The 11,625-nt window shown below is 59.1% G+C and carries 11 protein-coding genes; 2 read left to right on the forward strand and 9 right to left on the reverse strand.

The window, feature by feature from the left end:
- Positions 1-38: 38 nt before the first annotated feature.
- Both P2081_RS09160 and P2081_RS09165 read right to left on the reverse strand, forming a co-directional pair.
- Positions 39-728: a sulfotransferase family 2 domain-containing protein gene (locus P2081_RS09160; protein ID WP_278922569.1), complete on the reverse strand. Its 690-nt coding sequence runs from the start codon at positions 726-728 to the stop codon at positions 39-41.
- 57 nt (positions 729-785) lie between these two features.
- The gene (locus tag P2081_RS09165; RefSeq protein WP_278922570.1) at positions 786-1,718 is read right to left on the reverse strand and encodes a DMT family transporter; all 933 of its coding nucleotides are present in this window, start codon (positions 1,716-1,718) and stop codon (positions 786-788) included.
- 77 nt (positions 1,719-1,795) lie between these two features.
- On the opposite strand from P2081_RS09165, the gene P2081_RS09170 reads away from it, so the two are divergent.
- Positions 1,796-3,424: an AMP-binding protein gene (locus tag P2081_RS09170; RefSeq protein WP_278922571.1), complete on the forward strand. Its 1,629-nt coding sequence runs from the start codon at positions 1,796-1,798 to the stop codon at positions 3,422-3,424.
- Positions 3,425-3,627: 203 nt separating this feature from the next.
- On the opposite strand, the gene P2081_RS09175 is transcribed toward P2081_RS09170, so the two are convergent.
- From P2081_RS09175 to P2081_RS09195, 5 genes are all read right to left on the reverse strand, one after another.
- Positions 3,628-4,692 (reverse strand): NAD(P)H-dependent flavin oxidoreductase, encoded by a 1,065-nt coding sequence (locus P2081_RS09175; protein ID WP_278922572.1) that lies wholly within the window; start codon positions 4,690-4,692, stop codon positions 3,628-3,630.
- Between the two features lie 198 nt (positions 4,693-4,890).
- Positions 4,891-5,757, reverse strand: a complete 867-nt coding sequence (locus P2081_RS09180; protein WP_278922573.1) for a LysR family transcriptional regulator — start codon at positions 5,755-5,757, stop codon at positions 4,891-4,893.
- A 261-nt stretch (positions 5,758-6,018) separates the two neighbouring features.
- Positions 6,019-6,894, reverse strand: a complete 876-nt coding sequence (gene sigJ / locus P2081_RS09185; protein ID WP_278922574.1) for an RNA polymerase sigma factor SigJ — start codon at positions 6,892-6,894, stop codon at positions 6,019-6,021.
- Positions 6,891-7,433: a hypothetical protein gene (locus P2081_RS09190; RefSeq protein WP_278922575.1), complete on the reverse strand. Its 543-nt coding sequence runs from the start codon at positions 7,431-7,433 to the stop codon at positions 6,891-6,893. The genes sigJ and P2081_RS09190 overlap by 4 nt, the downstream gene beginning before the upstream one ends.
- Positions 7,430-7,816 (reverse strand): hypothetical protein, encoded by a 387-nt coding sequence (locus P2081_RS09195; RefSeq protein WP_278922576.1) that lies wholly within the window; start codon positions 7,814-7,816, stop codon positions 7,430-7,432. The genes P2081_RS09190 and P2081_RS09195 overlap by 4 nt, the downstream gene beginning before the upstream one ends.
- Before the next feature lie 373 nt (positions 7,817-8,189).
- Between P2081_RS09195 and P2081_RS09200 the strand changes: the two genes are divergently transcribed.
- Positions 8,190-9,200 carry a hypothetical protein gene (locus tag P2081_RS09200; RefSeq protein ID WP_278922577.1) on the forward strand — a complete coding sequence of 337 codons (1,011 nt, stop codon included), beginning with the start codon at positions 8,190-8,192 and terminating at the stop codon, positions 9,198-9,200.
- 240 nt (positions 9,201-9,440) lie between these two features.
- Here the strand turns inward: P2081_RS09200 and P2081_RS09205 are convergent, their stop codons facing one another.
- Positions 9,441-10,835: an SPOR domain-containing protein gene (locus tag P2081_RS09205; protein ID WP_278922578.1), complete on the reverse strand. Its 1,395-nt coding sequence runs from the start codon at positions 10,833-10,835 to the stop codon at positions 9,441-9,443.
- A 150-nt stretch (positions 10,836-10,985) separates the two neighbouring features.
- The gene (upp, locus tag P2081_RS09210) at positions 10,986-11,618 is read right to left on the reverse strand and encodes a uracil phosphoribosyltransferase (RefSeq protein WP_278922579.1); all 633 of its coding nucleotides are present in this window, start codon (positions 11,616-11,618) and stop codon (positions 10,986-10,988) included.
- Positions 11,619-11,625 lie beyond the last annotated feature (7 nt).

Here is an 11,625-nt window from a genome sequence, read left to right on the forward strand (position 1 = left end):
TCTATGCGGCGGCCGGGCCAGAGAATCGCCAGGGGCAATCAGTCGGCAGACCCGCGCGTTTGATCCAAGGCTAGATCGAAATCGTTAAAAGAATATTCAAATCTGTGTATTTCCTCCTGACAGGCACAGGCCAGGGCTGCCTGACTGTCGGGCTGATAATAGCCGCGCCAATCCCGCTGTCGCTCGGATGTGTTTTCCCGCTTTAATTCAAGGCTAAATCCAAGATGATCAAACAGTGGCACCGCGTCGGTGGCAAAGTGCTCTAGCCGAATATAAAGCTGGCATTGTTCCGTGCCGTCGCTATGGCGCATATAACTGGGGGCAGTGTGCTGCGCAAAGCTGCGCAAAATCGCAGGGTGCAGGATAAAATCGCGAAACGTCAGCGCCTTGGCCAGCGCGACTGCCGGATGATCAAAGCCCTGCCCCTGTAGCCAGTGATAATAGCTCACCGCACGATCCCAGGGGTTGCGCACCAGGGTAAAGGTAAACAGCCGCTGCAGCTCTGCCGCGGGGCGCAGCCCGGCGATATCGGCAAGGGTGGCATGTTTCCAAAGGCGCCCGGCGGTTTTCACCCCCTTCAGGCGACGGCGGCGTTTCTTGGCCTTCGGGGTGTCACCCAGCATCATATCATCTGCCATGGCGCGCGCCTCAAGCGCCAGCGCCAGCGCGGTGCCACCGGTCTTGGGGATGTGAATAAACAGGTAGTTGCGGCCAGGCGACAAGATCATTGGCGCAGTCTAGGCCATGGCGCTGGGGAAGAAAACAACTGGCCCGGCCTGCGCGGCCTAAGCCCCCCTGGCGGACCGCAGCGCCAGCGTCGATCCCGCCAGAACAATCAGGCCAATGCCCATCATCTGGCCCAGGTTCAGCGCCTGACCATAGATCACCCAGGCAATACCTGGCCCCACCAAAAGTACCGAATATTCAAACACCGATACAAAAGAGGCCTCGCCCAGTTGATAGGCCTTGGTGATCAAAAACACGCCCGCTACCGCAGCAAAGCCCTGCAGCAGGATCAGATGCGATATCTCCCAGATCGGCCAAACCCAGCCCCGCGTGATAAACCCATCGGCGCCCATCGGAACCGACAGCGGCCAGATCTTTAGCGCGAACAGCAGCAGAACGCCAATCGCACCCTGCGCCAGCAGATAGATGAACAGCATAGACACCGTACTTTCCTTGCTGCACATGCTGCCAGTTACAACCGACCCCAGTGCATAGAACACGCCCCCGGCAATCGGCAGCAGCATCAGCCAGTCGAAGGCTGCCAAATCTGGTTGCAGCACAAACAGCACCCCGACAAAGCCGCCGATGACAGCGGAGATACGGAACGCCCCAATGCGCATCCGCATAAACAGGACCGACACCACCACAATAATGATCGGCGAGGTAAACAACCCTGCCAGCGCCTGGGCAATCGGCATCAGCGCCACAGCGGAAAAGTAAAAGACCATCGAAACCGCCACCAAGAGCGCCCGTAGCGTCACCGCGCCCAGTCGCTGGGGACGCAGCGACCCAAAGCCCATTTTCGACATCGACCAAAGGATCGGCAAGGCCACCAGGGTGCGCAGCAGGTAGAACTGCCCCAGGCCGATCTGTTCTGCCATAAGTGGCACCACATTGTCGGTTACGCCAATGATGGCCATGGCAGCCAGCATTGCCTGGGCGGCTGTGGTTTGATTGCTGGTAGAAGATGGAAGAGACGCGATTTGTTTCATGCCTCTTCCATTGCCCGCAACTTTCCTCATTATCTGTTCCAAAACCGACAAGAAACAGAATCACAGGAGGAACGCTGATGGGATGGATGGCTGACGAAACCGGGCTGGAGAAGACCGCAGCAAACCATGTGGCGCTGACACCGCTGTCACATCTGCGTCGCGCGGCCCAGGTCTTTGCAGACCATACGGCGGTGATTTATGGCAGCCATCGCGTCAGCTACCGGGAATATCATGCGCGGTGCACCCGGCTGGCCTCGGCGCTGGCGGCGCTGGGGGTTGCCCCCGGCGATGTGGTCGCCACGCTGATCCCAAACCTGCCCGCCCAGGCCGAAGCGCATTTTGGCGTGCCTGCCTGCGGTGGTGTGCTCAACACCATCAACACCCGGCTGGATGTGGACACTGTTGCCTATATCCTTGAACACGGTGGCGCCAAGGTGCTGCTGGTGGACAGCGAATTTCTGGAGCTGGCCACTGCGGCCCTGGCCCGGATGCAAGGCGATGCGCCCATCCTGATCGAAACCCCCGATCTTGAGGCCGGCTTTGCCGCCAGCGGCGACCACCAGACCTATGAGGACCTGCTTGCAAGCGGCGATCCCGGTTTTGACTGGATCATGCCGCAGGATGAATGGGAAAGCCTGGCGCTGAACTATACCTCTGGCACCACCGGCCGCCCCAAGGGCGTGGTGTACCACCATCGCGGCGCCTACCTTATGACCATGGGCACGGTGGTGTCCTGGCGCATGGTGCTAAAGCCGGTTTACCTGACGATTGTGCCGCTGTTTCATTGCAATGGCTGGAACCACACCTGGATGATGCCTATGCTGGGGGGCACAGTGGTCTGCTGCCGCAATATCACCCCAGAGGCCATCTACGATGCCATCGCGGACCACGGGGTCACCCATTTTGGCGGCGCGCCGATTGTGCTCAACCTGTTGGTCAACGCCAAGGAAGAACAGCGCCGCGCCTTTGATCATCAGGTAGAAGTCTTTACCGCCGGCGCCCCCCCTGCCCCTGCAACCCTGCAAAAAATTGAAACCCTCGGCTTTCACATCACCCAGGTCTATGGCCTGACGGAAACCTATGGCCATGTCACCGAATGTCTCTGGCAGGGCGGTGACTGGGATAATCTGGATCAGGCCGGACGTGCCGCCATCAAGGCCCGTCAGGGCATCGCCTTTCCGATGATGGAAGACATCACCGTGGTAGACGAAAACATGCAGCAGATCCCGCGAAATGCCAGCGATCAGGGCGAAATCGTCATGCGCGGAAATTCGGTAATGAAGGGCTATCTGAAAAACCCCGAAGCCACCGCCGAGGCCTTCGCCGGGGGGTATTTCCACTCTGGTGATATCGCGATTCAACACCCCGACGGCTATATCCAGATTGCGGACCGCGCCAAGGACATCATCATTTCAGGCGGAGAAAATATCTCTTCCGTTGAGGTCGAAGGCGTGCTGATGGGCCACCCGGCGGTGAACCTTGCAGCAGTGGTGGCAAAGCCCGACGACAAATGGGGCGAAGTGCCCTGCGCCTTTGTCGAGTTGAAAGAGGGCCACGAGGTGAGCGAGGCCGAGATCATCGCCTTTTCCCGTGAAACCCTGGCCGGGTTCAAGGCCCCCAAACGGGTGGTCTTTCAGGAACTGCCCAAGACCTCGACTGGCAAAATCCAAAAGTTTGAACTGCGCGGGATCGCAAAATCCCTCTAGCCAATGCCCCGCTGCTGCGGCGGGGGCCTCAGCTGGTGCATCAGTTTCGACCGATCATATGGCTTGGCGCTTGTCGCCACGCCACCACCCCATGACCCTGATGGAAGCGCGGCAGCTCTAAGCACGAGCGGGGCATTTCGGAGAGTACCTCCCCCCGAACAGGGCGCACTGAATACCGCGGCCTGTTCGGGGGCAGGTCAATTTCAGCCTGCCTGTATTTCCGAGATCAAATCATGCATCAGCTGGGTCGCTGACATGGCCCGCGACAAGGGCGCCCCCTGACCAGCCCAATGGGCACCATATCCAGCATCGCCATGATGCGACGCAGCCGCGTTCAGGGCTTTCCCGGCGTCGTAGGTCACCGGGTAGTCGGGCACCGACGCATCAGGGATATGCTTGCCCCATTTGGTAAATCGATTGGCCAGACACCGGGCCGGGCGACCCGAAATCACCCGCGTCATGCAGGTGTGCTGCGCGCTTTCCCCGGCCAGCGCCTCTCGATGGGCTATCGGTGCAGCACTTTCGTCAGTCGCAATGAACGCGGTGCCAAGCTGTGCTGCCACGGCGCCAAGATTCAAGGCAGCACGTATACCGACACCATCCATGATACCTCCGGCAGCAATGACCGGAATGTCGAGTTCTTGCGCCAGAATGCGGGTTAGAGCGAAGGTGCCAAGTTGATCATCCTCGGCGCTTTCATCGAAACAGCCGCGATGCCCTCCGGCCTCCCAGCCCTGTGCAACAACGGCATCCATTCCGATGGCTGCGGCCTGACGGGCCTCGTGCAGGTTGGTGGCGGTGGCCAGCATCAGGATATTACGGCCCTTGAAAGTCTTGATTTGGGACGGCGTCGGCAGGCCGAAGTGAAAACTGACAACTGCTGGACGTTCCTCTAGCAACATGTCGAACATCGCACCGCCATCCAGGAATGACCTGTAGACCTCTGCCAGTTCCTTCGGAGGGGATGCTGCAAACCGCTCGAACTCAGGCTTTACAAGGTTCAGCCAGGCTGTTTCTTTTTCGGCGTTGCGGGTCGCCGGGCGGTGGCAAAAAACATTGGCATTGAAGGGCCGATTGGTGAGCATTCGTGTCTGGCGGATCAGATCGCGGGCTTTTTCGACTGTCGATGCGCCAATCCCCAAAGAGCCCAGCCCGCCGGCAGTGGACACTGCCGCAGCCATCTGGGGTGTGGCAACACCCGCCATCGGGGCCTGAATGATCGGGGCGGTCAGGCCGAGTTGGGCGAAGACAGTCAAGTCACGGGACATGGGGCTTCCTTATGCGCGGGCTGGGGGCACAATGGTTCTACGGTCACAGGGCAAAAATACAGGCCGGTGTCTTTGAACTTCAGAGTGCTCTCTTCCATGATTGAGATGATCATACAACGCTCCATCAATCTATAGTAGCGTGAAAAAATGATACATAGGATCACAATTTCAGAAGGATAAGCATCACGAAGAACCGCTCTAACTTGCAAACAGTGTCTTGCGTGCGGTCTGTAAAAACACCTCCACCGCGCCATTGCGGACAGATTTGGGATTCAGCATGGCATAGGTATCGATGAAACGCGCAGGATCGTCCAATGTGTGAATGCGCAGCAGGTTGCAAACCTGGCTGCCGGCGACGACAGAACGTGGCAGGCAACTGATGCCAACACCGGATGCAACACATCCCAAGATGCCTTCAAGCGTCCCCAGTTCGAAGACTTCGTTAGGTGCCAGGCCGGACATGCGCATCCAGCGCCGAGTGTAGTCGCGGTACGAACATCCCAGCTTGAATACGATCACCGGAAGAGAGCGCAGATCTTTCAGGGTTTCGAACTCAAGCGCAGAAATCATCACCATTTCTTCGGCAAACAGCGCGTGCCCCTGAAGATCGACATGCTTAAACTTGCCACCAATCAATGCCATATCAATCTGGTCAAGAAGAAGTTTTTCGATCAATTCATCAGTGGGCCCTGATTTGATCTGCAACCGAAGGTTTGGATTTTCACTGCGAAATGACGACAGGATCCCGGGCAAGCGTACTGCGAGTGTGCTTTCCATGCTACCGATCCTTAGCAAGCTGACCGAGCTTTCGAAGGCCTCGACCGAAGCGCGAGCGCGTTCTTCTGCCCGAATGACGTCTTGCGCGTAGGGCAAGAATGCCACGCCTGCCGCTGTCAACGCCATTCCCGCCCGGCTCCGGTTGAACAGGCTGACACCCAACTCCGCTTCCAATGCCTTGATCCGGGTCGTCACATTGGACTGGACGCAGTTCAATTTCTTGGACGCACCGCCAATGGTTCCGATCTCGGCAACAGTGGCAAAGGTGTGCAGTGTTTTGAGTTCCATTAAGTTCTCATTTTCAAAATGTATCGCTTCACTTTGTTCTGCATAAGGGATGGATCGCCACCTGTCTAATATATGGGCCGTTTACTCTAGGGGACATTACCGGGATGAAGCGGCAAGCACACAGGGGAGACGTTGAAAAGGTCAGCCAGCCGCCGACAAATCCGGCAGGGCGCAATCCGGCGACGGCAGAGCGCCCAATTTAACTGGCTTGTGCTTTAACTGGCTTCTGCCGCGCAGCCAAAGACTGTGTTGGCGATTTCACTATTGTTCAATATCCCCAAGTTTGTCTGGGTTTCTCATGATATATAGCCACGCAATTTTTCCGTCCTGATCGGGCGCCAGAGTGGTAACGGAATCCAGCTGCCCGAATTGGTAGCGCAAGAAGGCGGGTTTGGTGTTCACGTATGCTATCCGGGTCGTCCAGCCCGTTTCATCGCGCGCTTTTTCATACAAAGCGCGGAACACCTGCAAGATCTCGTTGCCACCGACCAATGGGCGCCGTGCGGCGCGTCTTTTCGCCCCCCCGTCAGAAAGCGCCACGGAATTGGGTGTCAGCAATGACAGCGCCGCATCAAAGTCTTCGGCCATGATCGCCATGAAGAAACGTTGGCTCAAATCTGCGACCTCTTCCGGAGTGGCATCAAAACGGGGGCCAGAGTCCTGCAACTTCTTTTGCGAACGGCTGACAAGTTGGCGACAGGCGGCTTCCGTTGCATCAAGCGTGGCTGCAATGTCCGAATAGCTGGCGTCAAATGCCTCTCGTAGAATGAATGCCGCACGCTCCCGTTCGGTGAGCCGTTCCATGGCCCAAAGCAATGCCAGCTCGCACTCCTGGGCAAGTTCAAACTGATGCACGGGCTCTTGGGTTTCACATTGAATAAGGGGTTCAGGAAGCCAGGGGCCTACATAGACTTCCCGTTGCCGATGCGCGGTTCGCAACGTATCGATGGCGACATTCGTGGCGACCCGGCGCAACCAAGCCGCCGGATTGTCAATTTGGGTCATGTCGGCTGCTGACCATTTCAGCCATGTGTCTTGTACAGCATCCTCGGCACCCGCACGTTCACCCAGCATGCGATAGCATAGTGAGATCAGTTTTGGGCGCTCTGCTTCAAATATGTTCGCGACGATGTTCATGATTGATGCAATGCCGTTATTGCCCTGTCCTCGATAATCACGCGGCTACAGGTCTGACCAAAACCAAGGCCACGTTTCAACACCGGGTATATTCGCCCGCTTGATGCCGCAAAAGACGCCGCAGTGACCGCCGCCGCACCAAAGCGCGCTTCGATTTCCTTTCGCAGTTCCTCCAGTTCGCGGGCGTCCGCAATGGCCGCCTGTGAAAACCGGAAACCAAGGCCGACATCACCCGCAGCCTTGGCATTGCCTTGCAGGCAAAGCGCGATTTCCTCTGCCGGAACCGCTGCCTCAAGCGCCATGTCGACGATCAGCTGCACACAAGGCCCGCAGTCTCCGTCCAGCGTCGATGCAATCATTGCGCCTGCCCAGACGTTTTGGGCCTCTTTTGGGCCACGATATTGGCTGTAAAACGGTAGCATAGACAGCCGCACCCCCGCCGATGCCGAAGTATCAACGATATGGCTCATGTAGCTCGTATCGTATTTATATCGCGAGGCGAACCGCTGAATACCAGATTTTAGAAGCGCACGGATCATATTTTCACCCCTTCTGACATCAGGTTGACTGCGGAAATGAACCCTGCAAAAGCCGGTATCTGGATGCCTATCAGATTGGTGAGGGCAACCAAGTCCGTCGGCGTACCGCGATGAAACCATATCCAAATATGAAACAGCGCATGCAGGACAAGCCAGGACGCACCGCAGATTCCGGCCGATTTGTCATGTTTGGCACCAGCCCATATCAAAGCCACCCCGCTTGCCAGATAGGCAAGGCCGACATCCTTCGCAAAATGAAAGTTCATTGGTCCCGTCTGTGCGACCCCCGGTATCGTTTGATACCAGTGCTGCGTGGCACCCCAGATATAGGCCGCCGTTAGAACTGAAAGCCCACCGTCCCCGATCAAAATCAAATGTCGCATCTTATCTCCAATCTTGAGGTTTCAGAGATAAGACGATCCAAAGATCGAGTTTGTGACGCGCTTCCGAAAAAAACCTGGCGCAAGGGCAGCGAACTCTTGCTTCGGCCCGGTCGCCCCTTTTATCGATGGTGTGGCAAAGGCTAGGTCGGGGGCAAGGAGGCGTGCCGTTTGGGGCAAGATGGTATGGCGCGGCCTGTTGATAGGATGCAGCCCGCCTGCTGCGTCGCATCAAGACACGCGCCGTTTCACGATCTGCCCGCGCAGCCCCTGAAAAATCTCTGTACTGACGGTATTTGGCAGCGAAGCCATTTGCCGCACCATCATTGGCCATGCTAGGCTTGTTCAACGAAAACAGGCAAGACAGGCAGGCTGAATGACCGTTCTCAGGGAATTCGAACGACTTGAGGCTGCAGGCCTTTGGCGTGCAGGCCCCGATGCGCAGCGTCGAGACGTCATAATCTCGGTTGGCGATGCCACGCTTACCATAACCGATATGCAGGATCGCCCGCTGGCCCATTGGTCGCTGGCGGCCGTCGAGCGTGCAAATCCCGGCGCCTTTCCGGCGCTGTTTCACCCCGATGGCGACCCGGGTGAGCAGCTGGAAATCCCGCAGGATGAGGTCACCATGCTGGAGGCCATCGAAAAGGTGCGCCATGCCATTGAACGCGCCCGCCCCCACCCCGGCCGCCTGCGGGTGGTCAGCGTGCTGGGCAGCCTTGCTGTGGTTGCGCTTCTGGTGCTTTTCGGCCTGCCCGGACTGATGCAGCGCCATGCGGTGAAAGTGGTCCCGGAGATCAAGGCCAAGGCGATCGGTCAGGCGCTTTTGGGCCGGATTGAGCGGGTTTCAGGCCAGGCCTGTGCCACGCCTGAGGCAACCCCTATCCTGACCAAACTGGCGCTACGCACCGGGCTGCGCCAGTTGGTCATCATGCGATCCGGCGTCGCCAGCAGCCTGCATTTGCCGGGGGGCATTGTGCTGCTCAACCGCAGCTTTGTCGAAGATTATGAGGACCCTGCTGTGGCGGCCGGTGCAATCCTGGCCGAACGCACCCGCGCCGATCTGCATGACCCGCTGGCAGAGCTGCTGGACGCCGGGGGCTTTTTTGCCTCGTTCCGCCTGCTCACCACCGGAGAGCTGACACGCGCCAACCTCGATAGTTATTCGGAAACCGTGTTGGCAGCGCCGCGCCCGCCCCTGCCAGATGATATGCTGCTGGCCGAATTCGCCCGTGCGGCCATCCCGTCCACGCCCTATGCCTACGCGCTGGACATCACTGGCGAAACCACCCTGGGCCTAATTGAGGCCGACCCCATGGCCGGCCGCGTACTGGAGCCAGTCCTGAATGACCGCGACTGGGTGCAGCTGCAAAACATCTGCGGCTAGGTCCAAGTCATGGGTCTGGGTCTGGGTCTGGCGACAGTGGCCAATAGGTTAATATAAGCCCTCCCCCTCTCTGGTTTTTAAAAGACCTGTTGCAACGGAGATGTGCCGCCACGCCCCCCCCCAATTGGCCCGCAGATTGGTGCACTACACCGAACTAGGCCGTGATGAGCGGGGGGCAAAGGGTGCGACCGCGCCAGGCCGCTATAGCGCGCGCGGCCGAAAAACTGCAGGTGTCACACTCTAACGGCTGAGACGGGCGCCGCGATAGCCCGCAGCGCGCACCCGGTTCAGCGCCTGTTCAGCGCGGGTGCTGTCATGAAAGGGACCAGCCAGAACCACCTTGTAGGGCACACCTTTGCGCGACAACGCGCCCAGACGTACTGGCAGCCCGGTTGCGGCTAAAACCTGCGCCGCCCGCCGGGCCTCTGCCGCATCGGCAAAGGTTGCAGCGCGCACATATCGTGCAGGCGCTGCGGCAGCAGCTGCGCCTGGCGCAGAGCGGCTCGACAAACGCAGGGCCAGACCATGCCGGTCCTCGCCCTCAAAACGATCATGTCGCCTGTTGTCAATCTTCACCACCGGACGATCAAGTGGCAGCGTCCGCAGGCTACGAGGCGGGCCGGCATCCCAAACCGCAGCCATCTGCGCATCGCCGCGTGGGGTGCGCACACCACGCATCGGATTCATGCGATCATCCCTGCGCTCAACCGCGACATAGCCCTCAGGCACCTGGGTCCGCCCGGTCAGGATGGCGGGGCGCAAATCCCGTTCGGCGCGCCGCAGGTTCAAGCGATCATCATCCCAGGCGGCGGTATATCCGGGCGGCGGGGTCATCCCCAAACTATGGCGCCGCTGCTCATAGACATGCACCGGCAGAACCCGTGTATTCGGCGACAGAACCAGCGAGGACTGCGGACCAATGCCGCTGCCAGACCCATATGTCACCGGCGACTGCGCCTGTGGGCCACAGCGGGTACCGGCCTGACCGGAATATTGCCGACTGATCGCAGAAGCCCCTGCGCATCCAGTCTGAACGCCGGATTGTCCACTGGCTTGCACATTGGCCGCCCCTGTGCCTGCGGCGGAACTGGCCTGCGCGGCGGGCCGGGTGCGCGCCGTAGTGGGCGCAGACGGTACAGGGGTGGTGGCGGTCCGCGGCGCGGTGGTCACCCGTGCGGTGGTTGTCTGTGGCGTGCGCCGTGGCTTGGCCGTGGTCACGACTGCGGGTGGCGTCGCGGCAGCGGTACGCGGCTTTGGCGCCGGTTTGGCCACCGGGGTTGCAGCGGCAGCGGTCTGGGGCGCGGGCTTGGCCGGGGCATCCAGGGTGATCATTTCTGGCGCGGCGCTTTGGGTGGGACGCGCAGTGGCCCCGGCAACGGTCGTGGGCTTGTATCCACACAGTTGCTTGCGATTGCGTGCCACCCGCGGCACCCAGTTCACATTGCCGTCAATGCCGGCCCGGATATAGACGCAACCACGGCTATCGACAAACTGTTTACCACGAAAGGATGCCGGGGGAAATTCAGCGGGGGGGCGGACGGCACGCAGGGTCTGCGCCTGCAGCGCAGTGTCTGCCACCGCCAAAGCAATAGTGCCCGAGATGATGGTCAGCGCGACAATTCTAGTTAGTTTCATATCTGTGCCCCACAAAATATAGGGTCAGGATGCCTGAATTTTCAAAAGTAGTAAAGCCGCGTTAGGCAACAATATGGCGATGATCCAGCACAGTGCTGCCGGATCATCGCCATATTGAAACAGATCAAAAATCAGGCCTGCGGCCCAGTCTTACTTGGTGCCGAACATACGGTCGCCCGCATCCCCAAGGCCCGGCATGATATAGCCTTTCTCGTTCAGTTCGCGGTCGAGCGAAGCCGTGACGATTGGCACATCGGGGTGGGCTTCTTTCATGCGGGCAACGCCTTCGGGGGCGGCCAGCAGGCAGAGGAAACGGATATTGGTGGCCCCTGCCTCTTTCAGCAGATCGATCGCGGCGACCGAAGAATTGCCAGTGGCCAACATGGGGTCCACTGCGATAACCATGCGATCGCCCAGCTCTTTGGGGACTTTGAAATAATATTGCACCGGCTGCAGGGTTTCTTCGTCACGATACAGCCCAACAAAGCCCACACGGGCGGAAGGCACCAGGTCCAGCACCCCATCAAGCATGCCATTGCCCGCCCGCAGGATCGACACCAGCGCCAGCTTCTTACCTGCGAGGATCGGCGATTGCACGGTTTCCATCGGGGTCTCGATGGTGGTTTCGGTCAACGGCAGTTCGCGGGTGATTTCATAGGCCAGCAACTGGGTGATTTCATGCAGTAAGCGCCGAAAGTCGGCGGTCGAGGTCGCCTTGTCGCGCATCAACGTGAGCTTGTGCTGCACCAATGGGTGATCAACAACGGTCAGATGGTCGCTCATTTTGGCT

Source organism: Pseudophaeobacter profundi, from assembly GCF_029697505.1.
Lineage (GTDB): Bacteria > Pseudomonadota > Alphaproteobacteria > Rhodobacterales > Rhodobacteraceae > Pseudophaeobacter > Pseudophaeobacter profundi.